This window comes from Streptomyces sp. NPDC040432, assembly GCF_055595445.1.
Window position 1 is genome coordinate 75,853 of record NZ_JBVIVP010000010.1, and the last position, 26,335, is coordinate 102,187.

General features: G+C 72.9%; 29 protein-coding genes and 1 tRNA gene. 11 read left to right on the top strand and 19 right to left on the bottom strand.

Annotated features, from left to right (window positions below):
* Nucleotides 1-178: 178 nt before the first annotated feature.
* Nucleotides 179-1,726: a DoxX family protein gene (locus ACZ58N_RS21580; RefSeq protein ID WP_471162214.1), complete on the top strand. Its 1,548-nt coding sequence runs from the start codon at nt 179-181 to the stop codon at nt 1,724-1,726.
* Between the two features lie 220 nt (nt 1,727-1,946).
* On the opposite strand, the gene ACZ58N_RS21585 is transcribed toward ACZ58N_RS21580, so the two are convergent.
* The 3 genes from ACZ58N_RS21585 to ACZ58N_RS21595 form a co-directional block, all read right to left on the bottom strand.
* Entirely contained in the window at nt 1,947-2,717 is a 771-nt protein-coding gene (locus ACZ58N_RS21585) for a nucleotidyltransferase family protein (RefSeq protein ID WP_471162216.1), read from the bottom strand.
* Between the two features lie 79 nt (nt 2,718-2,796).
* On the bottom strand, nt 2,797-3,210 hold the full coding sequence (locus ACZ58N_RS21590; protein WP_281203635.1) for a hypothetical protein: 414 nt from the start codon (nt 3,208-3,210) through the stop codon (nt 2,797-2,799).
* A gap of 219 nt (nt 3,211-3,429) precedes the next feature.
* Nucleotides 3,430-4,521: an ABC transporter ATP-binding protein gene (locus tag ACZ58N_RS21595; protein ID WP_471162218.1), complete on the bottom strand. Its 1,092-nt coding sequence runs from the start codon at nt 4,519-4,521 to the stop codon at nt 3,430-3,432.
* A gap of 254 nt (nt 4,522-4,775) precedes the next feature.
* Here ACZ58N_RS21595 and ACZ58N_RS21600 point away from each other — a divergent pair.
* A tRNA-Thr gene (locus tag ACZ58N_RS21600) sits at nt 4,776-4,850 on the top strand.
* A gap of 85 nt (nt 4,851-4,935) precedes the next feature.
* Here ACZ58N_RS21600 and ACZ58N_RS21605 read toward each other — a convergent pair.
* Complete coding sequence (locus tag ACZ58N_RS21605) at nt 4,936-6,315, bottom strand: NAD(P)/FAD-dependent oxidoreductase (protein WP_471162220.1); 1,380 nt, start codon at nt 6,313-6,315, stop codon at nt 4,936-4,938.
* A gap of 320 nt (nt 6,316-6,635) precedes the next feature.
* On the opposite strand from ACZ58N_RS21605, the gene ACZ58N_RS21610 reads away from it, so the two are divergent.
* From ACZ58N_RS21610 to ACZ58N_RS21620, 3 genes are all read left to right on the top strand, one after another.
* On the top strand, nt 6,636-7,325 hold the full coding sequence (locus tag ACZ58N_RS21610) for a DsbA family protein (protein ID WP_471162222.1): 690 nt from the start codon (nt 6,636-6,638) through the stop codon (nt 7,323-7,325).
* A gap of 100 nt (nt 7,326-7,425) precedes the next feature.
* Nucleotides 7,426-8,343 carry an aminoglycoside phosphotransferase family protein gene (locus ACZ58N_RS21615; RefSeq protein ID WP_471162225.1) on the top strand — a complete coding sequence of 306 codons (918 nt, stop codon included), beginning with the start codon at nt 7,426-7,428 and terminating at the stop codon, nt 8,341-8,343.
* Between the two features lie 178 nt (nt 8,344-8,521).
* The gene (locus tag ACZ58N_RS21620; protein WP_471162227.1) at nt 8,522-9,001 is read left to right on the top strand and encodes a GNAT family N-acetyltransferase; all 480 of its coding nucleotides are present in this window, start codon (nt 8,522-8,524) and stop codon (nt 8,999-9,001) included.
* Between the two features lie 58 nt (nt 9,002-9,059).
* Here ACZ58N_RS21620 and ACZ58N_RS21625 read toward each other — a convergent pair whose 3' ends face one another.
* The 7 genes from ACZ58N_RS21625 to ACZ58N_RS21655 all read right to left on the bottom strand — a co-directional run bounded on the left by ACZ58N_RS21625 (nt 9,060) and on the right by ACZ58N_RS21655 (nt 13,139).
* Complete coding sequence (locus ACZ58N_RS21625; protein ID WP_471162230.1) at nt 9,060-10,187, bottom strand: methyltransferase domain-containing protein; 1,128 nt, start codon at nt 10,185-10,187, stop codon at nt 9,060-9,062.
* Between the two features lie 50 nt (nt 10,188-10,237).
* A complete protein-coding gene (locus ACZ58N_RS21630) occupies nt 10,238-10,384 on the bottom strand; it encodes a hypothetical protein (protein WP_190344470.1) in 147 nt (48 codons plus the stop codon).
* Between the two features lie 301 nt (nt 10,385-10,685).
* On the bottom strand, nt 10,686-10,898 hold the full coding sequence (locus tag ACZ58N_RS21635; RefSeq protein ID WP_471162232.1) for a hypothetical protein: 213 nt from the start codon (nt 10,896-10,898) through the stop codon (nt 10,686-10,688).
* Nucleotides 10,895-11,098, bottom strand: coding sequence for a hypothetical protein (locus ACZ58N_RS21640; protein ID WP_471162234.1), 204 nt, complete (start codon nt 11,096-11,098; stop codon nt 10,895-10,897). The genes ACZ58N_RS21635 and ACZ58N_RS21640 overlap by 4 nt, the downstream gene beginning before the upstream one ends.
* Nucleotides 11,099-11,185: 87 nt before the next feature.
* The gene (locus tag ACZ58N_RS21645) at nt 11,186-12,028 is read right to left on the bottom strand and encodes a helix-turn-helix domain-containing protein (protein ID WP_471162237.1); all 843 of its coding nucleotides are present in this window, start codon (nt 12,026-12,028) and stop codon (nt 11,186-11,188) included.
* Complete coding sequence (locus tag ACZ58N_RS21650; protein WP_471162240.1) at nt 12,025-12,777, bottom strand: DUF6879 family protein; 753 nt, start codon at nt 12,775-12,777, stop codon at nt 12,025-12,027. The genes ACZ58N_RS21645 and ACZ58N_RS21650 overlap by 4 nt, the downstream gene beginning before the upstream one ends.
* A gap of 152 nt (nt 12,778-12,929) precedes the next feature.
* Nucleotides 12,930-13,139: a hypothetical protein gene (locus ACZ58N_RS21655; RefSeq protein WP_471162243.1), complete on the bottom strand. Its 210-nt coding sequence runs from the start codon at nt 13,137-13,139 to the stop codon at nt 12,930-12,932.
* Nucleotides 13,140-13,321: 182 nt separating this feature from the next.
* On the opposite strand from ACZ58N_RS21655, the gene ACZ58N_RS21660 reads away from it, so the two are divergent.
* On the top strand, nt 13,322-14,002 hold the full coding sequence (locus ACZ58N_RS21660; RefSeq protein ID WP_471162246.1) for a pentapeptide repeat-containing protein: 681 nt from the start codon (nt 13,322-13,324) through the stop codon (nt 14,000-14,002).
* A 40-nt stretch (nt 14,003-14,042) separates the two neighbouring features.
* Here the strand turns inward: ACZ58N_RS21660 and ACZ58N_RS21665 are convergent, their stop codons facing one another.
* From ACZ58N_RS21665 to ACZ58N_RS21675, 3 genes are all read right to left on the bottom strand, one after another.
* Nucleotides 14,043-14,546 (bottom strand): hypothetical protein, encoded by a 504-nt coding sequence (locus ACZ58N_RS21665; protein WP_471162249.1) that lies wholly within the window; start codon nt 14,544-14,546, stop codon nt 14,043-14,045.
* A gap of 266 nt (nt 14,547-14,812) precedes the next feature.
* Nucleotides 14,813-15,436, bottom strand: a complete 624-nt coding sequence (locus ACZ58N_RS21670) for a response regulator (RefSeq protein WP_471162252.1) — start codon at nt 15,434-15,436, stop codon at nt 14,813-14,815.
* Nucleotides 15,433-16,635, bottom strand: a complete 1,203-nt coding sequence (locus ACZ58N_RS21675) for a sensor histidine kinase (protein WP_471162613.1) — start codon at nt 16,633-16,635, stop codon at nt 15,433-15,435. The genes ACZ58N_RS21670 and ACZ58N_RS21675 overlap by 4 nt, the downstream gene beginning before the upstream one ends.
* Before the next feature lie 432 nt (nt 16,636-17,067).
* Here ACZ58N_RS21675 and ACZ58N_RS21680 point away from each other — a divergent pair, with 432 nt between their 5' ends.
* Nucleotides 17,068-17,619: a GlcG/HbpS family heme-binding protein gene (locus ACZ58N_RS21680; RefSeq protein ID WP_471162254.1), complete on the top strand. Its 552-nt coding sequence runs from the start codon at nt 17,068-17,070 to the stop codon at nt 17,617-17,619.
* Nucleotides 17,620-17,666: 47 nt separating this feature from the next.
* The gene (locus ACZ58N_RS21685) at nt 17,667-19,091 is read left to right on the top strand and encodes a M1 family metallopeptidase (protein ID WP_471162257.1); all 1,425 of its coding nucleotides are present in this window, start codon (nt 17,667-17,669) and stop codon (nt 19,089-19,091) included.
* A gap of 125 nt (nt 19,092-19,216) precedes the next feature.
* Here the strand turns inward: ACZ58N_RS21685 and ACZ58N_RS21690 are convergent, their stop codons facing one another.
* Nucleotides 19,217-19,750, bottom strand: a complete 534-nt coding sequence (locus ACZ58N_RS21690) for a GNAT family N-acetyltransferase (protein WP_471162260.1) — start codon at nt 19,748-19,750, stop codon at nt 19,217-19,219.
* Nucleotides 19,751-19,861: 111 nt separating this feature from the next.
* Complete coding sequence (locus ACZ58N_RS21695; protein ID WP_389705028.1) at nt 19,862-20,437, bottom strand: TerD family protein; 576 nt, start codon at nt 20,435-20,437, stop codon at nt 19,862-19,864.
* 152 nt (nt 20,438-20,589) lie between these two features.
* Here ACZ58N_RS21695 and arfB point away from each other — a divergent pair, with 152 nt between their 5' ends.
* Nucleotides 20,590-21,015: an alternative ribosome rescue aminoacyl-tRNA hydrolase ArfB gene (gene arfB / locus ACZ58N_RS21700; RefSeq protein ID WP_471162263.1), complete on the top strand. Its 426-nt coding sequence runs from the start codon at nt 20,590-20,592 to the stop codon at nt 21,013-21,015.
* Nucleotides 21,016-21,058: 43 nt separating this feature from the next.
* Here the strand turns inward: arfB and ACZ58N_RS21705 are convergent, their stop codons facing one another.
* A complete protein-coding gene (locus tag ACZ58N_RS21705; protein WP_471162266.1) occupies nt 21,059-21,640 on the bottom strand; it encodes a flavin reductase family protein in 582 nt (193 codons plus the stop codon).
* Between the two features lie 302 nt (nt 21,641-21,942).
* On the opposite strand from ACZ58N_RS21705, the gene cdgB reads away from it, so the two are divergent.
* On the top strand, nt 21,943-23,655 hold the full coding sequence (gene cdgB, locus ACZ58N_RS21710) for a diguanylate cyclase CdgB (RefSeq protein ID WP_471162269.1): 1,713 nt from the start codon (nt 21,943-21,945) through the stop codon (nt 23,653-23,655).
* Nucleotides 23,656-23,723: 68 nt separating this feature from the next.
* On the top strand, nt 23,724-24,743 hold the full coding sequence (locus ACZ58N_RS21715) for a CBM35 domain-containing protein (protein ID WP_471162271.1): 1,020 nt from the start codon (nt 23,724-23,726) through the stop codon (nt 24,741-24,743).
* 114 nt (nt 24,744-24,857) lie between these two features.
* Here the strand turns inward: ACZ58N_RS21715 and ACZ58N_RS21720 are convergent, their stop codons facing one another.
* Complete coding sequence (locus ACZ58N_RS21720; RefSeq protein WP_471162274.1) at nt 24,858-25,193, bottom strand: SH3 domain-containing protein; 336 nt, start codon at nt 25,191-25,193, stop codon at nt 24,858-24,860.
* Between the two features lie 127 nt (nt 25,194-25,320).
* Entirely contained in the window at nt 25,321-26,238 is a 918-nt protein-coding gene (locus ACZ58N_RS21725) for a 1-phosphofructokinase family hexose kinase (protein WP_471162277.1), read from the bottom strand.
* Between the last annotated feature and the right edge of the window lie 97 nt (nt 26,239-26,335).

A 26,335-nucleotide genomic window follows, 5' to 3' on the forward strand; every position in this document is an offset into this window, starting at 1 on the left:
GCGGGGCCCGGTCCCCGGCCGGGCGGACCCGTCCGCCCGGCTTGATCCACTTGGCTCACGGAACGTGACCCGTGAGCGTGTCGCCCCGCCCGATCCGGGCGGGGCGACTTGATCTTGACGGGTCTCGGACAGATCCCTGATGTCAAGGCAGTGTCCTAAACACTGATCACTCGGTTAGATGAGTGTGGACACCAGAACGTCAGGGTTCGACGACCAGCCCGCGCTGAGCATGGTCAAGGTGCCGTGCGACCCCGCACAGGTCATCGTCAACCACGCCAGCTTCCGCGTGCGGCTCGCACCGAGCCCGAGCGCGCGTTCCAAGCCCGCGAATGCCCCCGGCCGCGCGCCCGTCCTCGGCGTCGCCGCGGTCGCCGCCGCCGGAGCCACCCGCCGCCGGGCGCCCGTCGTGTGGAGCGGCAGGTCCGCCCCCGGCGACGCCGCCGCGACGGGCGGCCTCCTCCAGGCCGTACGGGAGTCCGGCCGCGGCCACGACGACGGCGGCGCCACCCAGGTCATCCCGCGCGTGGACCTGGCCCACGACCTCGCCGAGGACACCCTCGCCACGCCGACCGTCATCGGCCAGCGCAGCTACGGGGACCCCGACGAGACCCGCCCCCTGGCCGCCGTACGGGACCTGCCGCGCGGCCAGTACGCGCCGCAGCACCCCGGCGGCGAACCGGACGGCGAGTCCCGTCGGGCCGGCGACGCCCGCGGCCAGGCCTCCTACTACCCCGGCCGCCGGATGAACCTCGGCGTGGTGCTGCTCCCGCTGCGCGTCTTCCTCGGGTTCATCTGCATCTACGCCGGCATGGGCAAGCTGTGCGACCCCGTCTACTTCGACGGCGGCGAACGCGGCTCCATGGTCACCTGGCTCCAGACGCTGCACCCCTGGGCGCTGGCCGAGCCGCTGCGCGACTTCGCGCTCGCGCACCCGGTCGGCGCGGGGCTGACCGTGGCGTTCCTCCAGGTGATCGTGGGCGTCCTGACGGTCTTCGGGCTGTGGCAGCGGTTCGCCGCCTGCATCGGGGCGCTGCTGTCCGCGGCGCTGCTGATGACGGTGAGTTGGAAGACCGTCCCCGCCTACGACGCACCCGACATCATCTACCTGGCCGCCTGGAGCCCGCTGATCATCGCGGGCGCGCCCGTCTACTCCCTGGACGGACGCCTCGCGGGCGAGGCCTGGCGCACGCTGGGACCGCGTTCGGAGATCTGGCGGCTGCGGCGCCGGGTGCTGCGGCGCGGGGCCGTCATGGCCACCGTCGTGTGCGGGCTCACCCTGCTCGTCGGCTCCCTGCTCGGCGGGGCCGTACGGTCCTCCACCGTCGTCACCGTGCCGGGACCGGGTCAGGCCCCGAGCAACTACCTGCCGGGCACGCCCCTGCCGAAGGCCTCGGTCAAGCAGTCCGAGCCGGTGCGCGGGCAGCAGCAGCCCTCGAAGCAGGCGTCGTCGCCGTCCGCGGCGCCGTCGGTGGCGCCCTCGAAGCCGGCCCGGAGCGGCGCCGGCAGCGCACCGCCGCGCGAGAGCGCCGGTACGGGCGCCGGAACCCCTTCCGCCACCAAGGGCGGTGGCACCGGCAGCGGGCAGACGCCGCGCAGCAGCACCCCGAAGCAGTCCAGCCCGCAGAAGCCGCCGTCCACGTCCTCGGGGAACCGCCCCGAGAGCGGCAGCGGTGGCGGCGACACCCCGACGAAGAAGCCGGGGTTGGTGGGCGGACTGCTGGGCTGACGGTCCGGTTCGCCCGGGCGGCTCCGGAGGGCCGGGCGGGTTCGGAGAGGTCGGCGGTTCGGCGGTTCGGTGGTTCGGAAGGTTCGGATTTCGAAGGGCCCGGTGCGCGAGGAGCGTGCCGGGCCCTTCGGCGTGCGGGTGGGGTGCCTTCGGCGCGGGCGCGTACGGGCCATGGGCGCGGCCCGAGTTGGGGGAGGCGGCGGGCGGGGTGTACGGGGGCTCAGGAGGCCGTCTGGGCGGCCAGCTCGCGCGCGGCCTCGGTGAGGTCCTTCGCGGTGTCGATCGCCCGCCAGTAGGCCCCCTGGGGCAGCGGATAGCCCGCGAGGCGGCGTTCGCGGGCCAGGCGCGGGAACGTCGTCCGCTCGTGGTCGCCCAAGTCGGGCAGCAGCGCCGTGAATTCGGGGGAGAAGACGTACACCCCGGCGTTGACCGGATAGGGCGACGGCGGCGCCTCGATGAAGTCGAGCACCTGCCCGTATTCGTTGGTCTCCACGACCCCCCACGGGATCCGCGGCCGGGCGAGCGCCAGGGTGGCCACGGCGCCGCGTTCGGCGTGGAAGGCGGCCATGTCGCGCAGCGGGAACCGGGTCCACACGTCGCCGTTCGTGGCGTACCAGGGGCGGTCGGCGTGCGGCAGCCCGCGGGCGGCGTACTTGAGGCCGCCGCCGCGTCCCAGCGGCTCCTCCTCGACGACGGTGGTCACCCGTAGCGGCAACTCCGCCCGCGCCAGCCACTCCTGGAGCACCTGCGCGAGGTGCCCGCAGGACACGACGGCGTCGGTGACCCCCTCCGCCGCCAGCCAGGCGAGTTGGTGCCCGATGATCGGCAGCCCCGTACCGGGGATCTCGACCATCGGCTTCGGCCGGTCGTCCGTGTACGGCCGCAGCCGCGAACCCTGGCCGCCCGCCAGGACGACCGCCTGGGTGGGTGAGGCCGGGAACGCGGCCGCGAGGTCGGTGGATCGGGGAGGTGCGGGGGGAACGTCGCTCATGGCCGTCAGCGTAGGGACGGCCCCTGCCCCGGCGGTGGCAGGCGCGGCGGAGGTGTCGAGGAAGGCGCCGGAGGGGGTGTCAGCCCATCGAGGCGACGCCCGTCGCGTACGAGGTGTCGCAGACGGGGCGTGCGAAGGACTGGGCCTTCGTGGGCCCGTACGCGTCCACGGCGGCCCGGCCCAGGGCGCGCGCGATGCCCACGCAGTGCGCGGCGAGCGACGGCCGGCGGTCCACCTCCTGCTGGAGGTGCGTGAGGACGGCGCCCGGCTCCTGGCCCTGCTGGAGCTCGCTGAGCAACTTGTCGCGCAGGAGGTCCTGGGCGGCGCGCGGCTTCGCGGGGACGGACACGTCCTCGGCGGAGGCGGTGAGGATCTGGGAAGGGGTGTTGTCCGCCCAGGGGACCATCGTGACCGCGAGGGTCCCGGACAGGACCAGGACGACGGGCAGGACCAGGGCGAGGGAACGGCCGATACGGCGGGCAGTGTGGGTCACGAGGGCGAGAGTAGCGCTCGGTGAAGATTTGGCGACATTTAGTCACCCTGTCGGGGGATGGTTCGACGTGGTTTTTCGAATATGGGGTTGACGGATGCGGCCGAATGGCCCGGTCTGCCGGGGTTTGGCGCGGGGTTGGCGTCGGGGCGGTGACAACTACCGAAGAAGGGGCGCCCCTTGATGGGGCGCCCCTTCGGGTCGCGGTTCCCGCGGCGGGTGTCAGCCGGAGAGGCGGGCGCCCGAGGACGTCGAGAAGACGTGGATCTCGTCGGCGCGCGGCACCACGTGCAGCGTCGAGCCCTTCTCCGGGACCTGGCGGCCGCCGACGCGGACGACGACGTCCTTCGCCTTGTCGGCGCCGACCGCGGCGCTGCCGTAGACGTAGCCGTCGGCGCCGAGTTCCTCGACGACGTTCACGGTGATGGTCAGGCCGCCCGTGTCGCCGATGTCGAAGTGCTCCGGGCGCACGCCGACCGTGACGGTGCGGTCACCCGCGTCGGCGGCGGCGGACAGCGCCTCGCGCGACACCGGGACGATGCTGTCGCCGAACTTCACGCCGCCGTCGGCGATCGGCACCTCGACGAGGTTCATGGCGGGGGAGCCGATGAACCCGGCGACGAACAGGTTCGCGGGACGGTCGTACATGTTGCGGGGGGTGTCGACCTGCTGGAGCAGACCGTCCTTGAGCACCGCGACGCGGTCGCCCATGGTCATGGCCTCGACCTGGTCGTGGGTGACGTAGACCGTGGTGATGCCGAGGTCGCGCTGGAGGGCGGCGATCTGCGTACGGGTCGACACGCGGAGCTTGGCGTCGAGGTTCGACAGCGGCTCGTCCATGAGGAACACCTGCGGCTTGCGGACGATGGCGCGGCCCATGGCGACGCGCTGGCGCTGGCCGCCGGAGAGGGCCTTCGGCTTGCGGTCGAGGTAGGTGGTGAGGTCGAGCATCTTCGCCGCGTCCTCGACCTTGCGGCGGATGGTCGCCTTGTCCTCGCCGGCGATCTTGAGCGCGAAGCCCATGTTGTCGGCGACGGTCATGTGCGGGTACAGCGCGTAGTTCTGGAACACCATCGCGATGTCCCGGTCCTTGGGCGGCAGGTGCGTGACGTCGCGGTCACCGATGCGGATGGCGCCGCCGTTGACGTCCTCCAGGCCCGCGAGCATGCGCAGGGAGGTGGACTTGCCGCAGCCGGAGGGGCCGACGAGGACGAGGAACTCGCCGTCCTCGATCTCCAGCTCCAGCTGGTCGACGGCGGGCTTGTCGCCGCCGGGGTACAGACGGGTCGCCTTGTCGAAAGTGACAGAAGCCATGGTGATGAATCCCTTCTACCGGCAGGAACGTGCCGGACGATCCGAGTGGAAGGTCTAGTCCAGTGTGCTGGACTGCGCCCGACGCTACCCGGCGAACCGCTCCCTGTCAGCACCCACGTGCGGTGACTTCGCCGACGGGCGGCGGCCCGGGCCACCTTCTCCGCGGGCCCCGACCGACGGCCGCGGGCCGTTCGGCGCCGCCGGAAAGGCGATGGCTCGGGGATTCGGCTGCTGTGTAGAGTGAGTGCGGCCCTGCCCCCTTAGCTCAGTCCGGCCAGAGCAACGCACTTGTAATGCGTAGGTCGTCGGTTCGAATCCGACAGGGGGCCCCGTCCCAGGTCAGAGGTTTCCGGCCGAGGGAATTGGTGCAGGACGAAAGGCCCCGGGTGATCACCCGGGGCCTTTCGCGTGCCCTCAGTGGCGGCCCGAGATGCGGTCGGCCAGGTGGGCCAGGGGGGTCGTGGTGGGGCGGTGGGTGGCCGTCTCCCGGCGGTCCGCCTCGCGGTAGGCGGCGTACAGGGCCTGGACGCCGAGCCAGCGGAAGGGCTCCGGCTCCCAGCGGCGGACGCGGTGGTTGACCCACGGGAGCGAGGTCAGGTCCGTCGGGTTCTCCAGGACCAGGTCGCGCAGGGTGCGGGCGGCGAGGTTGGCGGTGGCGACGCCGGAGCCGACGTAGCCGCCGGCCAGGCCGAGGCCCGTGGTGCGGTCCAGGGAGACGGTGGCGCACCAGTCGCGGGGCACGCCGAGGACGCCCGACCAGGCGTGGGTGATCTCCGTGCCGGTGAGCTGGGGGAAGAAGGACGTCAGGAGCGAGGTCAGGGCGGTGATCGTGGCCGGCTGGGTGCGGCCGTCGTGGTCCGTGCGCGAGCCGTAGCGGTAGGGGACCCCGCGACCGCCGATCGCGATGCGGTCGTCGGCGGTGCGCTGGGCGTACATGTACGCGTGGGCCATGTCGCCGATCACCTCGCGTCCCGACCAGCCGAGCGAGTCCCAGACATCCGCCGGGAGCGGGGCCGTGGCGATCATCGAGGAGTTCATCGGGAGCCAGGTGCGCTTCTGGCCCTTGAGGGCCGCGGTGAAGCCCTCGGTGCAGCGCAGCACGAAGGGGGCGCGGACCGTGCCGTACGGGGTGACGGCGCGGCGCGGCGCGATCTCGGTGACGGGTGTCGACTCGTGGATGACGACCCCCAGGCGTTCGCAGGCGGCGGCGAGGCCCTTGACCAGCTTCAGGGGGTGGATCCGGGCGCCGTGCGGGGTCCAACTGGAGCCGACGGCGTCGGCGATGTCGACGCGGGTCCGGGTGGCGGGGGCGTCGTGGAACTCGCGGTCGGTCTCGCCGAAGCCGAGTTCGGCGGTGTGGAAGGCGCGCAGGCGGGCGAGCTGCGCGGGGCTGCGGGCGACTTCGAGGACGCCGCCGCGGTGGATGTCGGCCTCGATGTGCTCCTTGGCGGCGACGTCGATGACCTCGGTGACGGTGTCGTTCATGGCGTGCTGGAGCCGGAGGGCGGCCTGGTGGCCGTGGAGTTCGGCGTACCGGTCGCGGCCGGCGATGCCGTTGTAGAGCCAGCCGCCGTTGCGGCCGGAGGCGCCGTAGCCGCAGAACTTCTGCTCCAGGACGGTGACGCGGAGGTCGGGCGCGGACGACTTCAGGTAGTAGGCCGTCCACAGGCCGGTGTAGCCGCCGCCGACGATGACGACGTCGGCCGTGGCGTCGCGGGTGAGGGGGGCGCGGGCCGGTTGGGGAGCGGTGGTGTCCGTCGCGTACCAGAAGGAAATGCCGCCGTTGATCGTCATGGGGGAGTTGGTACACGGGGTGCCGGTGGGGTGTCCAGGGGCCGGATGTCGTGGTTCGGGACGTGTTTCCGGGCCGAATGACCCATGCGGGTGGGGTGGCGGGGGTCGTAGGGTGCGGTGGGGGGTTTGTGGAGTTTGGTGTTGTTTGTGGCCCAGGGTGATCCGGTGATCCGGTGATCCGGTGATCCGGTGTCGCGTTCGCCTCGCGAGTGGGCGACGGGTACCCGGTGGTGCCGGTGGGGGCGCGGTCCGGTGCGGGGTTTCGGAGTGGAGAGGGTTCGGGCGTGGGCATACGAGGCGCGGGGCGAGCGGGAAGGTTCGTGTCGGCGGTCGCCGCCGCTGCCCTGCTGGGTACGGCGGTGGCCGGCTGCGGCGGCGGGGGCGGTTCCGGTGGCGACGGGACCGCCGCCACCGGCGTCGTACGGACCAGCCCGATGGCGGAGCGGCTCGCGAAGCTGCCCGCCGCGGTCGACGGGGCGAAGGTGGTCGTGGGCCGGGCGGACGCGCCGCGCACCGTACAGGTGCTGGTGGATCCGCGGTGCGGGTACTGCGCGAAGTTCGAGGCGGCCGGTGGCGAGACGCTGCTGGGGCTGGCCGACGAGGGCAAGGTGCGGATCGAGTACCTGCTGGCCTCCTTCCTCGACCGGGACGGGGCGAGCGGCTCCGTCAAGGCGGTGAACGCGTTGCGGGCCTCGGTGGACGCGGGGAAGTTCGCCGAGTACCAGGCGGCGGTCTTCGCGAGCCAACCGAAGGGGGCGTTCACCGACGAACTGCTGCTGCGCATCGCGGACCGGGTGCCGGGGCTGCGCGGGCCGGACTTCGACCGTTCGGTCGAGCAGGGCTCGTACACGGGGTGGGTGGGCGAGGCGGAGAAGGCCTTCGAGGCGACGGGCATGCAGGGGACCCCGGCGGTGCTGGTCGACGCGAAGCCGGTCGGTGCGAAGGACGGGTCCATGTTCGACGCGGCGGCCTTCGCGCGGACGCTGGGGGCGGCCGGCATCGGCACGTGAGCCGTGGCGGGGGCGCGGGCCGGGCGTCGGGCCGTGGCGCGGGGCGGGCGGTGTCACGCCGGTCGGGCGGGAGGCCGGCGGCGCGGCCTAGGGTCGGCGCATGGTGGAGATTCCGGAAGGGTTCGCGGCGGCCCGGCTGCGCGACGACGGCGTGGCGGGACGGGAGTTCATCGAGGGGCTGCCCGCGCGGGCGGCCGGGTTCCTGGAGCGGTGGGAGCTGCGCCGCACCGGGCCCGGGATGTACGGGGCGACGGCGCTGGTGCTCCCGGTGGAGCGGGCGGACGGCACCCCGGCGGCGCTGAAGCTGCTGGTGCCGGACGAGGAGAGCGAGGGCGAGCCCCTCGCGCTGCGGACGTGGGCCGGACGGGGCTGCGTGGAGCTCTGGGAGCACGACGTGCCCACGGGGACGATGCTGTTGGAGCGCCTGGACGAGCGACGGCACCTGTCGGCGCTCGCCGAGCGGGACTCCCGGGCGGCGGTGGGGGTGATCGGCGAACTCCTGGCACGGCTGACGTCCGTACCGGCTCCCGAGGGGCTGCGCGGCCTGGACGGGATCGTGGCGCGGATGCTGGACGGGGCGCCGCGGGCGGCGGCCCAACTGGCCGATCCGCTCGAACGGCGGCTGCTGTTGGACTGCGCGGCCGCGGTCGCGGAGGTGGCGGACGAGCCGGGCGACCGGTTGCTGCACTGGGACCTGCACTACGACAACGTCCTGGCCGGCCGTACGGGTGGTGCGGGCGGCCGCGGACCGTGGCTGGCGATCGACCCGAAGCCGCTGGCGGGGGATCCCGGCTTCGAGTTGCTGCCGTCGATCGTGAACAACTTCCGCGCGGAGGAAGTGCGGTGGCGCTTCGACCTGCTGACGGAGGCGATCGGCCTCGACCGCGGGCGGGCGCTCGCCTGGACGTTGGGGCGGGTGCTGCAGAACTCCCTCTGGGAGGTGGAGGACGGCGAGGACGAACTCCCGGAGCGGGAGGTGCTGGTGGCGCGTTCGCTGCTGGGCCGCGGGGAGGGGTGAGAGGTGAGGGGTGTGCCGGTGGCTGCCGGGCGTGCCGGCCTGCGGCCTGCCGCCTGCCGGGTCTCCGTCGGAGCGGGCGCGGGCGTGGGCGCGGCTGCCGGGCCTGCCGGTCTGCCGCCTGCCGCCTGCCGGGTCTCCGTCGGGGCGGGCGCGGGCGTGGGCGACCTAGGGTGACCGCATGATCCGTGATGCCGAAATCGCCGATGTTCCCGTCATCCGCAGCATGATCCGCGAGCTCGCCGAGTACGAGAAGGTCCCGCACGAGGCGCGCGCGTCGGAGGAACAGTTGCGCGAGGCCCTCTTCGGGGAGCGGCCGGCGGCCTTCGCGCACATCGCGGAGGGGGCGGACGGGGAGCCCGTCGGTTTCGCCGTGTGGTTCCTCAGCTTCTCGACGTGGCGCGGGGTCCACGGCATCTACCTGGAGGACCTGTACGTACGTCCCTCCGCGCGCGGCGGCGGCCACGGCAAGGCGCTGCTCGCGGAGTTGGCGCGGACGTGCGTGGAGCGCAGGTACGCGCGGCTGGAGTGGTCGGTGCTGAAGTGGAACGCGCCGACGATCGCGTTCTACGAGTCCCTGGGCGCCCGCCCGCAGGACGAGTGGTCGGTGTACCGGCTGACGGACGACGCGCTCCGCGCGCTGGGCAGCGGGGCGGAGTAGCCGCCGTGCGCCCGCCCGGGGCCGTGAGGAGACGGCCCCGGGCGGCGTGGCTGTCCGGCTACCCGATGGCCGGGACCGGGTGCTCCGGGGAGTCCAGCCAGGCCCGGGAGGTTCCGTCAGGGTTCACGGTGAGGCCGAACCGCTCGAACCCGGGGCGGCCCTGGCCGTTCCACCAGGCGTGGGCCGCTCCGAGTTCGCTCCACAGCTCTCGTGGGCCGGATTGGTAGACCTCGAACTGCTCCGCGCCGGGTACGAAGTCGATCGATGCCCAGGACGTGACGTGGGTGTCGCGGAGCCAGAGCGTGTAGCTGCGGGCGTCGAGTCTCTCCGGGTACGGGAACATCCCCTGCGTCTGGAGTCCGATGGCGAACATGGGGAGCCAGTCGGCCACGTCCTCCGGGGAGAGGGAGGCCGTCGTGCGGCGGCCGTCGGCCGGCCATGGCTTCCCGCCCAGGTACGTCTTCACGTGCGTGCGGTAGGTGCGGTGCTGCCGGAGCCGCATGAAGGCGGAGGAGCCGACGAACGTACCGGACGCACTCCCGTCCTCCTGGACGGTCAGCCGAACCACGGCCTCCCCGCCGTACTCCGTGGCGTACGGACAGACGATGACACCGCCGGGCCGAGTCTGCCTGATGATCTCCGCCGGGACCTCCCGGAGGGAGGCCGTGATCAGCACTCGGTCGTACGGGGCGCGCCCCGGCCGGCCCTGGGATCCGTCTCCGACGACGGCCACCGGGTGGTAGCCGGTGGCGTCAAGGCGGGCTCGGGCCGTGGATGCGTTCTCCGGATCGAACTCGATGGTGGTCACGTTCTCGGAACCGACCCGTTCGGAGAGCAGAGCCGCGTTCCAGCCGGTGCCCGTGCCTACTTCCAGGACTTTGGCTCCAGGCTGCACGTCGAGGGCCGCCAGCATGGAGAACACCATGGCGGGCTGGGAGTTGCTGCACGTCGGGATGGAGCCCCGGTCGGGTCCGGTGTGGTTGCCGTCGTCCCACTGGGTGGTCAGAGAGGTGTCCGAGTAGACCGCGCGGAACCACGCCTCCGGGTCCGTTCGGCGGTCGATGGCCGCCACCGGTCCGCCGTCGGCCGGGCCGACTCCGGGCCAGATCACGTCCGGGACGAACGACTCCCGGAGTACGGATTGGTAGGCGGGGAGCCAGTCGGAGGTCAGGGCCCCGGTGTCCATGAGCCGGGAGGCCAATCCTTGGGGGCCGGCCTCCGTCGTGGCGCGTTCGGTCACTTGGTGCCGCTGCCCTTCGTGTCGCTGTGACCGGAGTCCTGGCCCTCCGAGCCGCCTCCGCCGTGACCGGCGCCCGACTGGCCGTCGTCCTGCTGGCTTCCGCCCTGACCCGAGCCAGTACCTCCGCCGTGCTGTCCGCCCATGAACGTGCTCCTTCTCGTGAGGGGTGAGTGGTGCTGTGGGCCGCCCCGGCCGGTCTGTGGATCGGTAACCGGGGCGGAGTGTGTGGGTGGGGTCAGTCGGACCCTGCGGTGAGAGCACCGGAGGTGCGCTCCGGTCGGGCCTGCATCTGCCGTTCTCCGGCCTCTGCCAGGAACTCCAGAAGGGGACCTCCCGGACTCAGGTGGCGGGAGAGCTGTGCGGCCCATTCGCCGCACTCCCGGAGGTCGTGGAGTTGGGCCGCTACGTCGTCCCAGGACTCGGGGGGCGGCTCCGGCGGGGCCCTCACAGCGCCGTCCCCTGACTCCGCCGGTTCGCTTCGGCCACCTTGGCGTTCAGCCGCCGGGTGCTGCCGGTGGCCGGGCGGTAGTCGGGACAGACCGGTCGGCCGCACTCGCACGGACGCCACTTCAAGGCGTTGCCGGGGCTCAGGTCCGGGCCCTCGAACTGCACCCGGCCGGGCTCCGTACGCCCTTCGTGGGCGTCGCGAGTGGTCATGCGTGCCCCCGCTTCACGACGTGCGCCGGCTTCATGGCGACGTCGGGGCGGACACCGCCCGGTCTCACCAGACCCGGGCCGGGCGGTGCCGGGTCGATGCCGAGGGAGGGGAGAACGATTCCAGTGGCCATCAGCCATTCGCGCAGCGACTCCACGACCGTGCTCGGGGTCACTGTCTCCAGTTCGTGCGAGCTGTCCATGAGAGGGACGCTAGGGCCGGTCGCCAGGGGCTGCGGGGCCTGATTCGCCGGAATTCTCGGGCTGATCCGTGATCTTCCGGTGGATTCTCAGGCGGTGTCGAGAGCCCGCCGGGCGCGGGCGATCACGCGGTGGGCGTCCGCCCCGTAGACCGCGGAGTCGGAGAGTGCGTGCCAGACCTTCCGGTACACGCCCACGCTGTCCGCGTCGTCCAGCCAGAGTTCCGCGTGCCAGTCCTCCGCGATCACCAGGCGGTCGTCGTAGAGCCAGAAGCCGTTGGCCGGCGGGATCTTCAGGGAGGCGCCGAACGGGACGATGCCCAGCGAGACGGTGTCCAGCCCGAGAACGCCCGCCAGGCGGTCGAGCTGGGCGGCCAGTACGGAAGGAGGGCACACGAGGGCGTGGAGCGCGGCCTCCCACATCACGATGTGGAACGAGCGCCCCGGCTCGTAGAGCATCTCCTGGCGCTTCACGCGGGCCCGTACAGCCTCCTCGGTGTCTCGGACGGACTGATGGAGATCGGCGTAGCGGGTGAAGACGTGGCGGGCGTACTCGGCGGTCTGGAGCATGCCCACGACCGTCGAGCCCTGCCAGACGTGGAACGTCCTCGTACGTTCGTACTCGGCCGTCAGCGTGTCCTGGACCGGCTTGTGGCCCGCGGCGAGCTGTCTGCGCCACGCGCGGGACCGGGACTCAAGGCTCCGGAGCCGGGTGATCAGCTCCTGCGTCGCCTCCGGATGGTCGGTGGCTTGCGCCCACGCCAGTAGGTCGTCCGTCGTGGCGGTCTGGCGGCCGGTCTCCAGCTTGCTGATCTTGGACTGGGTCCAGCCGAGCAGGACCGCCAACTGGCGGCCGGTGAGCCGCCGATCGGTGCGCAGCTCGCGCAGCCGCGCACCGAGGGCGACCCGTGCTTGTTGGAAGTCGGTGCTCACTCGGCGGACGGCACCTGCTGCGCGAAGGCGTCGTACGGGACGGCGTGATGCCACGCGGCGTCCCGGACTTGGCACGCGCGGGCCACCTCGACGGGGTCCGTGACCAGCTCGACGCCGGTCATCACGTCGTCGTCATCGAAGTGGAGGCGGGCGATGACCCGGGAGTCGAAGAGCCAGAAGTCTTCCTCGGGGAGTTGGAGTGCTTCGGCCTCGGAGCGCCACAGGTTGCGGATGTCCTCGCCGACCGCGCTGTTGCGGCGGGCGTTGTCGAGGAGGTAGCGCTGACCGGGGGTGGGCGGGTTGTCGGCGATCCGTACCCGCTCGAAGCGCTTGCCCAGGGCGGATTGCTCACGCCGGGACACGCACCAGGGGTCGTTCAGGTCCCAGCCGGCCTCCTCGCCCCGGACGAACCGCTGGTACGTCTCGGTCTCCTCGTCGGACTGGTAGCGGCGCCGGGTCTCCAGACGCCAGGCCGTGTGCGCGAAGGTCCGGAACATCCCGGCGAACTCCTCGAAGCCGATCAGCACGGGCGTCCTCTCCACGTCCCTCGGGGCGAAGTCGGCCAGGAGCACGCGTGGGACGACCACGAACCCCTCCCCGTCCTTGACGTTCCGGAGCTGTGCCACGTCGTGGGGGTCGGTCACGGCGTCGCCCTGAACCAGTACCTCCCCGGTGTCCAGGTCCTCGTACAGGGTCGGGCATCCGTCGTTGCCGGAGTTGGTACCGATGAACCGGAGTCGCCGTGCCATTGCCGTTCCCCTCCCACCAGCGGACAAGTCCTGAAAAGGATGGGGTGGGCACGGCGTCCCTGTCCTGCTTGATTCGCGATGATTCTCAGGCCGGACGCAAACAGGGCCCTGCTTCCGGGCGGCAGATGCGCGGCCCCGGGAACCTGAACGGATCAGGTTCCCGAGCGCATGCAGAGGATTCTGTGCAGTACGACTCCAGGAGTTGCATCGTTGATGGAGGACGAGGTGGCCGGTTCCACCAGCCGAGTTCGTAGCTCGGTGGCGTCCTCACCCAGCACGATCGCGCTGAGCACGAGCTCCAGCGTCAGAGCGGCCCGCATGCCCGACGTACCGCCATAGCGCTCCGGGTCGGATTCGACCATGGCGCCGGCGATCGTCCACCCTCCGCTCTCAGCGGGAACGAATGCTGCCGGTCACTCTCGTGAGCATCGCCGTCGGCGCGGGCGCCACGTGGTGGGCCCACCGGTGAGCAGGTGCTCGGGGGAGCCGCGGGCGGGCCCGGGAGGTTCGGGCGGCTGTCGGTGGGGTGGGTCAGGATGGGGGGATGGCACGCAGTGGTGGGCAGCAGCACGGGACGGTGAAGGCGGCGCGGCGGCCGGAGGTGAGGCTGCCGGGTCTGGCGGCGTGGGGCGGTGGTCCGTTGGAGCCGGACGGGGACTACGACGGGCTGGAGTTCGCCGACCTCGACCTGGCGGGCCAGGAGGGGTTCGGCGCGCGGTTCATGGACTGCGCGCTGCGGCGGTGCGCGCTCGACGAGGCCGGGCTGGCGAAGGCGCGGTTCATGGACGCGGTGCTGGACGGCGTCCGGGGCGTGGGCACCGATCTGTCGGAGGCCTCGTTGCGGGACGTGGAAGTGCTGGACGCCCGGCTGGGCGGGGTGCAGCTGCACGGGGCGGTGCTGGAACGGGTCCTCGTCCGGGGCGGGAAGATCGACTACCTGAACCTGCGGAAGGCGCGGCTCAAGGACGTGGTGTTCGAGAGCTGCGTGCTCGTGGAACCGGACTTCGGGGGTGCGGTCCTGGAACGGGTCGGGTTCCGTGACTGCACGCTCCGCGGGGCGGACTTCAGCGGGGTCCGGATGAAGGACGTGGACCTGCGGGACGCCGCCGAACTGGGCATCGCGCGCGGGGTGGACGCCCTGGCCGGAGCGGTCGTCAGCCCCGCGCAGCTGCTCGACCTCGCCCCGGCGCTGGCGGCGCAGCTGGGGCTGCGGGTGGTGGGGTAGGGGCCGGGGCGGACAGGAGTTCGACCGACGGGACAGCCCCTTAGGCCGGGACGCGGGGGAAGCGGGCCTGGAGGGTCCAGATGGCCGGGTTGTCGGCGAGGCCGTCGTGCATGTCGACGAGGTCGGCGATCAGGTCGTGCAGGAAGTCGCGGGCCTCGCGGCGCAGCAGGCGGTGGCTGAAGGTGATCGGGTCCTCCTCGGGTGCCATCCAGTCGGCTTCGATGTCGACCCAGCCGAAGCGGCGCTCGAAGAGCATCCGGTCGGCGGACTCGGTGAAGTCGAGCTCCGCGTACTGGCGGTTCGCGGAGCGGCTGCCGCGCGGGTCCTCGTCGAGCTTCTCGACGATGTCGCAGAGTGCCCAGGCGAAGTCCAGGACGGGAACCCATCCCCAGGCTGTGGACACTTCCCGGTCCTTGTCGGTGTCGGCGAGGTAGACGTCACCGCAGAAGAGGTCGTGGCGCAGGGTACGGATGTCCGCCGACCGGTAGTCGGTCTGCGGGGGGTCCGGGAAGCGCCGGGAGAGGGAGTAGCCGATGTCGAGCACGTACCCGATGGTGTCACGGCCCGCGCCGCCCCGGCGCCCGGGCGGGGTCCGCGGAGGCTGACGGGCGTCCGCGCGGTGGCGACCCGGGCCGCCCGGGGAACGCCGGCGCGGACGGGGCGGCGCCGGCAAGGGGCCGGGGGTGAGGCGGGGCGGGCGGGCGGGGCCCGGAGCGGGGCGAGCGGACGGGGCGGGCGGACAGGGCCCGGGGCAGGGCCCGGGGAGGGGCGCGTCGGGTCCGCGCGGGTGCCCCTGGAACCCTGCCCCGTTCAGGACGGGAGGAGGCGCTGTTCCTTGGCCACCGCCACGGCGCCCGCGCGGGTGTCGACGCCGAGCTTGTCGTAGATGCGGCCCAGGTGGGTCTTGACGGTGGCCTCGCTGATGAACAGGGCGCGGGCGATGTCGCGGTTGCCGAGGCCGCGGGCCAGCTGCCCCAGGATGTCCAGCTCCCGGTCCGTCAGGGTGGGGCGGGAGCCGCGCATGTGTGCCATCACGCGGCTCGCGACCGGCGCGGAGAGCGTCGTACGGCCCGCCGCCGCCGAGTGGATGGCGGCGAACAGCTCTTCCGGCCGTTCCGCCTTGAGGAGGTAGCCGGTGGCGCCCGCGCCGATGGCCCGGGTGATGTCGGCGTCCGTGTCGTAGGTGGTGAGGACCAGGACGTGCGGGGGGTCGGGCAGGGCCGTGACGCGGCGCGTGGCTTCGACGCCGTCGATGCCCTCGCCCAGCTGGAGGTCCATCAGGACGACGTCCGGGCGGAGTTTCGCAGCCAGCGCCACCGCCTCCTCGCCGCTGCCGGCTTCGCCGAGCACCTCGATGTCCGGTTCGCTGCCGAGCAGGGCGAGCAGGCCGGCGCGGACCACGACGTGGTCGTCGCAGAGGAGGATCGTCGTCATCCTGTGGGCTCCAGGGGGATCGAGGCCGAGAGGACGGTGCCCTCGCCCGGGGTCGATTCGATGGTGAGGGTCCCGCCGAGCTGGCGCACGCGGGCGCGGATCGCCGGGAGGCCGTGGCCGCGGTCGGGGCCGGCGCTGCGCGGCTCCGTGAAACCGTCGCCGTCGTCGGCGATGTCCAGGACGACCTGGTCGCCGAGGAAGCTCAGGGTGAGGGCCGCCGTCCGCGCGCCGGAGTGCTCGCGGATGTTGGACAGGGCGCCCTGGGCGATGCGCAGGAGCGCCGATTCGGCGCGGTCCGGGAGCGCCGCCGCGGTGCCCTCCAGGTGGAAGCGGACGGCGATGTCCGGGCCGGCGTCCAGGGCGCGCAGGGCGTCGGCGAGACCGGCGCCGTTCTCCAGCTCGGGCGGGGCCAGGTCGTGCACGAGGCGACGTGCCTCGGCCAGGCCGCGCGCGGCGATGCCGGTGGCGGTACGGACGTGCGCGCGGGCGGTGCCCGGGTCGCTCTCCCAGGTGCGGTCGGCGGCCTGGAGCAGCATCTGCTGGCTGGACAGGTGCTGCGCCAGGGTGTCGTGGATCTCCATGGACAGCCGCTGCCGCTCGGCGAGGGTGCCCTCGCGGCGTTCGGTGGCGGCCAGCTCCCGACGGGTCCGGATCAGGTCGTCGATGAGCGCGCGCTGGGCCTGCGTCTGGCGCTCCATGTGGACGAAGACGGCGGTGGCGAGCGCGGCGACGGCGGGCGGGGCGAGGAACAGGTTCGGGTCGAAGTCGGTGGACAGCCGCACCTGCGCGGCGACGACGAACACCGTGAGCAGGGCCACCAGGACGATCGCGGCGCGCGGGGGGAGGGTGCGCAGCGCGGTGAAGAACAGCGGTACGGCGCACCAGGCGAAGCTCGGCGCGAGGACGACCAGCACCACCCAGGTCGCGACGACCAGGCCGAGCCAGATCCGCCGCCGCACGGTGGGGCCGGTGGCCCGCGGCCCGGAGCCGGGCCCGCGGGCGGCGGTGCCGGTGCGGGTCGCGGTGTCGCGGTCGAGGGGGCCGGGCGGGCGGGTGGCTCCGACGACGGGGCCGAGTACGTACAGCAGGGACAGCGCGATGCTGAGGGCGAGGACCCAGGGGGTGCGGGGCTCGCCGGGGTGGCGCAGGAGGAACCGGGCCACCGACGCGCCGAGGAGCAGGAAGAACGCCGCGTGCATGACGGCGGCCAGGGTGCGGGTGTCCGGATCGGCACCGGTGGCGGGGTGCGGCCGCGGGAGGTGGCTCACGGCGGGGCTCCTGGGGCTGGGGGTGGTGTCCATCTTGCCCCCGCCCCGGCCGGGCCGATGACGGGGCGGGCGCGCCCCGGCGGGGCGGCGGCCCGGGTGCGTGCCGGACCCCGGGGCCCGGCACGCACCCCACGGCCGGGGACGGCGGCGTGTCGCCCGAGCGGTACCGGTCGGGCGGTACCGATCAGGAGAACCGGGACGCGGTGGGCGGCGCATCGGCCGATCGGTTGACCCCCGGGTCAGCCGGTGCGGTGGCCGTCGGGAGCCGGTACGGCGACGGGGTGGGGGCGGTTCCGGGCCGAGTCTTGGAACAGCGGGGAACGCGCCGGCCGGCGCCCGCCCCTCCCACCACCAGGAGCAGACATGAACACCCGCACCCGCGTCCTCACCGGTACCGCCCTCGCCCTCGCCCTCGGCGCCGGGACGTTCGGTGCCGTCAGCGCGAGCGCCACCCCCGCCCCCGCCGCCGAGGCCGCCGCGCCCGCCGCGAAGAAGGGCGACGACAAGAACTTCACCACCTCGACGCACCTGACCGTCGAAGCCGCGTCCCGCGCCGCCCAGGCCGCGCTGCAGGCCGCCGCGAAGGAGAACCAGAAGGTGACGGTCGCGGTGGTCGACCGCAACGGCAACACCATCGTCACCCTGCGCGGCGACGGCGCGGGCCCGCAGTCCTACGAGTCCGCGCAGCGCAAGGCCTACACCGCCGTGTCCTGGAACGCCCCGACCTCCGTCCTCGCGGGCCGCCTCGCGCAGACCCCGAACCTGAAGGACATCCCGGGCACCCTGTTCCTCGGCGGTGGCACCCCGGTCCAGTTCAAGGGCGCTCCGGTCGCCGGCGTCGGTGTGGCCGGTGCCCCGAGCGGTGACCTGGACGAGAAGTTCGCCAAGGCCGGTGTCGACGCCCTGGACAAGTAGTCCACGGCTCCCGGCCGGGCCTCCGCGCCCGCGCTTAGGATCGAGTCGTGGAACACCCCCGACTCACCCGCCTCGCCGCCCCCACCGTCGCAGCCGTGCTGTCCGTCGCCGTCCTGGCCACCGGATGTACGGGCTCCACGGTGCAGGGGCGGCCCGGCGCGTCCGGGGTCCGCGACCCGTACTTCCCGCGGGCGGGCAACGGCGGGTACCAGGTCGAGCACTACGACCTCGACCTCGCCTACGACCCTGCCGACGGGCACCTGCACGGCACGGCCGTCATCACCGCCCGCGCCGAGCAGGGCCTGAGCTCCTTCAACCTCGACTTCAGCGGTCTGCGGATCGAGGGCGTGGACGTGCAGGGCACCGGGGCCCGCTACAACCGGTCGGGCACCGAGCTGACGGTGCGGCCCGCGAAGGACCTGAAGAAGGGCGAGGTCTTCCGTACGGAGATCGACTACTCCGGGCGGCCGAAGCCCGTGGTGGATCCCGACGGCTCCGAGGAGGGCTGGATCACGACGGCTGACGGGGCGGTCGGTGTCGGGGAGCCGATCGGGTCGATGGGCTGGTTCCCGGGGAACCACCACCCCGGCGACAAGGCCACCTACGACATCACCCTGACCGTCCCGAAGGGGTACGAGGCGGTGTCCAACGGCGCGTTGCGTTCGCGTACGGACGTGGCGGGCGGGCGGACGGAGTTCGCCTGGCACAGCGCCGAGCCGATGGCCGGTTACCTGGCGACCGCCGCCATCGGGAAGTTCGACGTCACGACCGGCCGGACCCCCTCGGGCATCCCCGTCTACAACGCGGTGACGCCCGAGGAGGCGCAGAAGAGCGCGCCCGCGCTGGCGCGGCTGCCGGAGATCGTGGAGTGGGGCAGCGCCAAGTTCGGCCCGTACCCCTTCGCCACCGTCGGCACGATCGTGCTGCCGGGCGGCACCCTCGGGTACGCGCTGGAGACGCAGACCAAGCCGGTCTATCCCGGGGCGCCCGACGAGAACCTCATCCTGCACGAGGTGGCCCACCAGTGGTTCGGCAACTCGGTGTCGCCGAAGACCTGGAAGGACATGTGGCTGAACGAGGGCTTCGCCACGTACGCCGAGTGGCTGTGGGCCGAGGAGCACGGCGGCCCGACCGCGCAGCGCCGCTTCGAGGCCATCCTCGACGGTGACACCTCCGTCGACCCGGCCGCCGACTCGGAGTGGGACGCCTTCCCACCGGCGGCCCCGCCCGGACCGGAGCACATCTCGGGCGAGCCGGTGTACGTGCGGGGCGCGATGGTGCTGCACCGGATCCGGCAGGAGGTCGGCGACGAGAAGTTCTTCGCCCTGCTGCGCGGCTGGGCCGCCGACCACCGGTACGGGAACGCGAGCACCGCGGACTTCACGGCGTACGCGCAGCGGAAGACGGGCCACGACCTGAAGAAGGTCTGGGACGTGTGGTTGTACGGCGAGGACCGCCCCGAGGCTCCGTGACGCGACCTCGGCGGTCCCCGCCGGCCCCTACGGTCCGCCGCCCCTGAAGCAGGCGGTCCTCACGTCCGGACATCGTGCCGTCCCCACGTCGTGTCGTGCCGTCCCGTCGTCCGAGCGGTCGCCGGTCAGGCCCCCGCGTCCGGTGTCAGGGCCTTGCGCATCACCGTGCAGGGGCGGCCCAGTTCGCGGTCCTTGGCGTGGCGCAGCACCGTGTAGCCCTGGGCCTGCCAGAAGGCGAGCGCCCTGGTGTTGGCTTCGAGGACGGCGAGCCGTACGCCGGTCCGTCCCGCGGTGCGGAAGCGGTCCTCGACGGCGGTCGCGACGGAGCGGCCGTGGCCCTCGCGGTGCGCGGTGGAGTCGATGAGCAGCAGACCGATCCACGGGTCCGGGTCCTCGGACGCCGGATCGGGGTGTCGGTCGAGTGTCACCGCCAGGCCGACGAGCCGGCCGGCGGAACGGGCCAGCAGCACTTCGGCGCCGTCGTGCGCGAGTTCGTCGGCGAGGGAGGCCGCGACCTGCTCGACGGTGATGCGGGCGGGGTCGGGAAAGTCGCCGCTGATCTCGAAGAACGCGTGGTTCGTCGCGTAGAGCGTGGCGATTTCGGTGAGGACCGGCCCGGGCAGGGCGCCGTCCACGGGGACGAGCGGTTGGAGGATCACCTGTGGAACGGTAGCGAAGCCCCCGCCCCGGACGGTGGGGAGGGGGCTTCACCAGCGGCTATGCCGATGACCGGAGTCCGGTCGGGCGGCGACCGCTCAGGACGCCGACCGTCAGACGTTGACGCCGAAGTCCTGGGCGATGCCGGTGAGGCCGGAGGCGTAGCCCTGGCCGACCGCGCGGAACTTCCACTCGGCGCCGTTGCGGTAGAGCTCGCCGAAGACCATGGCGGTCTCGGTGGCCGCGTCCTCGGAGAGGTCGTAGCGCGCGATCTCGGTGCCGCCGGCCTGGTTCACGACGCGGATGTACGCGTTGCGGACCTGGCCGAAGTTCTGGCTGCGGGACTCGGCGTCGTAGATGGACACCGGGAAGACGATCTTGTCGACGTCGGCGGGGAGGCCCGCGAGGTTGACGTTGATGGCCTCGTCGTCGCCCGCGCCCTCGCCGGTGCGGTTGTCACCGGTGTGGACGATGGTCTGGTCCGGGGTGGACTTGTTGTTGAAGAAGACGAAGTGGCCGTCGGAGACGACCTTGCCCGTCGCGTTCACCGCGATGGCCGACGCGTCGAGGTCGAAGTCCACACCCGTGGTGGTGCGGGTGTCCCAGCCGAGGCCGACCGTGACGGCAGCGAGGCCGGGGGCCTCCTTCGAGAGCGAGACGTTGCCGCCCTTGGACAGGCTGACAGCCATGGGATTGTCCCTTTCCTCATCCAGCATGCACGTACAGGCGGTCAAAGTACCGCTGACTCCTCTAACGCGCCCGGGTACCCGCGGGGTTCCCGCGCGAGTCCCTCCGTGAAATATGGGTGACGGACCGGCCGCGGGCACGGATCATAGGGGGCATGCCTGGTCCCTATGTCATCCGCGGTTCCGTCGTGCTCCCCGAGGCGGAGCTCGCCTGGCGGTTCTCGCGTTCCTCCGGGCCGGGCGGGCAGCACGTGAACACCTCCGACACCCGGGTGGAGCTGTTGTTCGACGTGGCGGCCACCAAGGCGCTGCCGGACGTGTGGAAGGCGCGGGCGCTGGAGCGGCTCGCGCCCCGACTGGTCGACGGCGTGGTGACCGTACGGGCCTCCGAGCACCGCTCGCAGCTGCGCAACCGGGAGATGGCGCTGGTCAGGCTGGCCTCGCTGCTGGCGGAGGCGACGGCCCCGCCGCCGAAGGCCCGCCGGGCGACGAGGATCCCGCGCGGCATCAACGAGCGGCGCCTGCGGGAGAAGAAGGCCCGCGGCGAGACGAAGCGCGGTCGCACCGGCCGGGACTGGTAACGGCGGAACGCCCCTCCGGTACCGCCGCCGGGGCCGTCGGCCGCTACGGCGCGAGGTGCCGGTAGCGGCCCCGGAAGTACGTCAGCGGCGGCGCGTCGGGGGACGGCAGCGCGGCGGTCAGGACGCGGCCGATGACCAGGGTGTGGTCGCCGGCCTCGACCCGGGACTCCGTCCGGCACTCCAGCGTGGCGAGCGCGCCCGTCAGCAGCGGGGAGCCGGAGACCTCGCCCCGCACCCACGGCAGGCCCTCGAACAGCAGCCGGTCGCTGATCCGGCCCTTCATCGCGAACCGGCCCGCGACCTGGAGCTGGGAGTCCGCGAGGACGGACACGGCCCAGAGCGGCTGATCCGCCAGCAGGTCGTCCATCCGTGAGCCCTCGCGCAGGCTCACCAGGACCAGCGGGGGTTCCAGGGACACGGACATGAAGGCCGTCGCGGTCATGCCGACGTCCTCCCCGCGCGGTCCGTCCGCCGTCAGGGCCGGTTCGTGCGCGGTGATCAGGCTCACGCCCGCCGCCAGTCGGGACATCGCCGCCCGGAACTCGTCGTTGCTCACCCCCTCAGGATGAGGGGTGCCGCCTTCCGGCGCGGTCAGGGGTACGGGGCTCGGGCTCGTTTTCGGCACGTGGGGAACGCTAGTCCCGCGGCCGGGCGCCGCACATCGGGCGCTGGTCCGAGCCGTGTCCCCGCCTCCCGGCCTAGGCCGGGCGTATCGTTTGCTCCGGGGAAGAACGGGGAGCGCTCCCACTCAACAAGGGCTCCCTTCCGGTCTGTTGTTCATCTCATGTGACTTGAGTCACAGAGAGCAAGATTTGTTGACCCTGTGTACCTGCCGCACAGCTCACTGTGATTCAGTGGACGGGACACCGCAACGAAACGCCGATGACAAACATGGAGTTGCTGTCGAGGTCTCGGGGAGAGCGAGCAATGGAGACCGAGTCGGAGCCGTACGTCCGTCTTGCGACCCTGCGGCAGCTGCACAAGGTGGTGGCCGAGCTCAATACGGCCCGGAGCCTGGCGGACACCCTGCAGACCGTCGTGGACGGCATCGTCGTGGGCCTCGGCTACGAGCTCGCCTGTGTCAACCTCGTACGCCCTGACGGAGATCTGGTCGTCGCGGCCTTCGCCGGGGACCCCGCCGCGGAAGCCCTGATCACCGGCCGGGTCGGCTCCCGCCCCTCCTGGGACCGGCGCCTGACCATGGGCGAGAACTGGGACGGCCTCCGCTTCATCCCGCACACCGAGGGCTGGGTCCTGCTGGAGGACGACGTCCCCCAGTGGCACACCGACGGACCCGACCCGCGCTTCGAGGACGAATGGCACCCCGAGGACCGGCTCTACGCCCCCATGTACGCGACCGGCGGGGAACTCCTCGGAGTCATCTCGGTGGACAGACCCCGCAACGGCCGCCGACCCGGAGCGTGGGGCCGCGAAGCGCTCCAGATGTACGCCTTCCAGGCGGCCATCGCGATCAGCAACGCGAGGCTGCGCGCAAACATGCAGCGGGCCCTCGTCCGGCTGGAACGGGAGCAGCAGGCGCTGCGCGCCAGTGAGGAATCCTTCCGGCAGGCCTTCGAGTACGCGCCCAGCGGCATGGCCATCGCCGAAATGGGCGGGGACCAGCACGGCCGGCTGCTCCGCACCAACGACGCGCTCTGTCGGCTGCTCGGCCGGCCCGCCTCCGTCCTGCGCCGCTACTCCTTCTCCGACCTCGTCCACCCCGAGGACATCGGGACCCTGCTGCGCACCTCGGCCGAGGGCGGCCGCGCCGAGCTCCGCCTCGGGCGGCGCGACGGCACGTACGTCTGGGTCTCGCTGCGCAACTCCGTCGTCGCGGACGCCGCCGACGGGCCCCGCTTCCTCCTCACCCACGTCGAGGACATCGAGGAACGCAAGCGGCACGAGCTCCAGCTCGCGCACCGGGCCAGCCACGACTCCCTGACCGGCCTGCCCAACAGTGCCGAGCTGCGGTCCCGGCTCGGCGCCCGGCTGTGCCGAAGGCCGCAATCGGTGCTGGCCACGGCCGTCGAGGCGCTCGACGCCGCCTTCGAGGCGCGGCCCGAGGCGGGTGGTGCCGTCGAGCACGGCTTTCAGCCCGACGCCCCCCACGGATACCCGGGCGGCGCCCCCGTCGACTTCCCGGACTTCCCGGAGTTCCCCGGCGCGGCCCCCGCGCACGCGGAGGGCCCGTACGACCACCACGTGCACACCGTCGCCCCCGCCTCGGACGTCGACGACGGGACGAAGGGCCTCGCGGTGCTGTTCTGCGACCTCGACGGCTTCAAGTCGATCAACGACCGGTTCGGGCACCACACCGGTGACGCCGTCCTGATCGAGGTGGCGCGGCGGCTGACGACCGGCGTCCGGGACGGTGACACCGTCGCCCGGCTGGGTGGTGACGAATTCGTCGTCCTCGCCGACGGGCTCGGCGCCGCCGACGCCGCCGACCTCGCCGTTCGGTTGCGCAACGCGATCATCCCGCCGATCCGGGTGGACGGGCGGGCGGTGCGCGTGGGGGCGAGTTTCGGGATCGGCTGGGCGAGCTGCGGGATGTCCGCGGACGAGGTGCTGCGCTCCGCCGACCAGCGGATGTACATCGAGAAGCGGTCCCGCTCCAAGGCCCACCGCAGGGCCGGCTGAGCGGATCGACCGCCCGTGGGTGCACGTGTTCGGGGTAGGCTCCCGTGGGTCGAAAGGAGTGACCTGCGATGACGACGCCCGCGAACAACGGCTCGCACGGTGGGGCGAACCAGCCCGAGGACGACGATCCGTTCGGCTACCTCTACGAGGACGGCCGGGCCGCCGGAGCCACCCCGCCCGGTTCGGGCGGCGGGTACGGCTATCCCGGCCCCGCGGGCGGTGGTCAGCACGGTGCGCAGCCCGGTGTCCCCCGTACCTCGTACAACCAGGTGCGCACGGTCGGCGAGCGGACGTACGGCGGTCAGCGCGGCCCCGTCCCCGCCCAGCAGCCGCCCTACCAGGCCCAGTACCAGGCGCCGGAGGCGCTCCAGGCCGGCGGTTACGGCGTTCCGCAGCAGCCGTCCCCGCAGGACCGGACCCAGACGATCCAGCCGCAGGGCGGTGGTGGCGGTCGCGGCAACGGCGGCGGCTCCAGCCGCAAGGGCCTGCTCATCGCGGCGGTCGCGGTCGTCGCCGCGGTCGCGATCGGCATCGGCGCGGCGCTGGCCTTCGGCAAGGACGACGAGAAGAAGGACCAGGCGGACCCCGGCCCGGCCCAGTCGGTCGCCCCGCCGAACAACTCCGAAGCCCCGAAGCCGAGCGACTCCGCGGCTCCGTCGCCGACCCCGCTGCCGAAGGCGGACGCCTCGGGCTCCGGCATGGCCCTGACGGGCGGTGCGACGCTGATGAAGGCGGTACCGGGGGCGAAGAGCGCGGACGGCCAGTACGTCGGCAACTTCAACCAGGTCGGCGCGGCCGTCACCTGGACCCTGGACGTTCCCAAGAGCGGCCAGTACAAGGTGAAGATCACCTACGGGGTGCCCGGCAAGGACGCCAACAGCACGCTGACCGTGAACGGCGACGCCCAGTCCCGCCCGATCAACATGAAGAACTACTCCCTCGCCAAGCCGGGCGAGTGGGACAAGGGCTGGACGCACACGTACTCACTGGTGCAGCTGAAGAAGGGCACCAACACGATCAAGGTCTCCTGCGAGCAGGGCAACCTCTGCGAGATCAACATCGACCAGCTCTGGCTGGAACAGGGCTGATCCCCAAGCCCCCGGCCCACGGGCCCGCATCGACCCCCAACACCCCTGCGCGGTGGCGGGGGTCGACTCGTTCCCGGGTCCGGCCCGCAGGGGCAGCACGCGCGGCCGCGAGGGTCAGAGGCGTCCGACCTCGACGCAGTGGACGGCCACCCAGCCCGTCCGGCCGCCGTGGCTGACCTTCACCCAGTCGTTTCCGGAGGGCCCGCCCGACCAGCAGCTGTACGAGCCGCCTTCGTTGTTGCGGGTGCACGGCGTGGTCGTGCAGGGAACCCGTGTGGACGGGTTGGAGATCGTCGCGATGCTGGAGGAACCGGTGGTGGCGCCGGAGCGGATGTTGAACGAGTGGCCGTCAGACATCCAGACGCCGGCCTGGTCGGCGGCGAATCCGGGGGTTGCCGTGGTGAGGACCGCCGCCACGGCGAAGGTGAACGAGGTCAGAGCTGAACGCATCACGTGCTTCTTCAAGGCATGGTCTCCTGGGGGGCGCGGATCTTGTGCTTGCGGACCCATCCTGAGCCGCCTCCGGACACACCGGACACGGGCGGAGCCTCTTCGGCGTGAAGCGCCCGGAATCCGGCTAGATCGCGGTCACGGTGACCGAGTCGCCGAGGGACGCGTACGAGGCGGGGTCGAATTCGCCCGCCGTCGGGGCGTGGACCGTGGCCGCGGAGAGGGCCACCGCGCGGGCGAGGCGGGCCGGCCAGTCGAGGCCCTCGGTCAGGGCGGACAGCAGGCCGGCAACGGCGGAGTCGCCGGCGCCCGTCGGGTTTCCGGTCAGGGGGCGGGGCGGGGTGGCCCGCCAGGTGCCGTGCGGGGTGGCGGCGAGGAGGCCGGCCGGGCCGAGCGAGGTGATCACCGCGTGGGCGCCCCGGCGGCGGGCGTCGCGGGTGGCGGGGAGCGGGTCGCGGGAGCCCGTCAGTTCGGCGAGTTCGGCGGCGTTCGGTTTGATCATCTCGGGCCGGGCGGCGATCCCCCGGCGCAGCGCCTCGCCGCTGGTGTCCAGGAGCACGGGGACGCCGGCCGCGCGGGCCGTCCGTACGAGGAGCGCGTACGCGCCGATCGGGACGCCCGGCGGCAGGCTGCCGCACAGGGCCACCGCCCCTGCCCCGGCGACGAGTTCGGTGTAGTGCCGGAGGAACGCGGCCCATTCGGCGGCGGTGATCTGCGGTCCGGGTTCGTTGAACTGTGTGGTGTCGCCGGTGGTTTCGTCGACGACGGCCAGGGTGCGGCGGGTGCCGCCCGCGCAGGGCAGTAGGGCGTCGACCACTCCGGGCGAGGCGTCCAGCAGTTCCCGGACGACCGCGCCGGCCGGGCCGCCCGCGAAGCCCGTCGCCGTGACCCGGTGGCCGAGGGCGGCGAGCACCCGGGCCACGTTCAGGCCTTTGCCGCCCGGGCGTTCGGCGACGCCGGTGACCCGGTGGGCGGTGTGCGGACGCAGCCTCGCCACCCGGTGGGTGATGTCGAGCGCGGTGTTGAGCGTCACGGTGAGGATCATGACCAGTCCCGGTTTCGGTGTGTGCCGGGATCATGCCAAACGGAGGGCGGCCGGCCCAGTCCCGCGGGCCGCCCGCCGCCGCCGGTGCCTCCGGGAG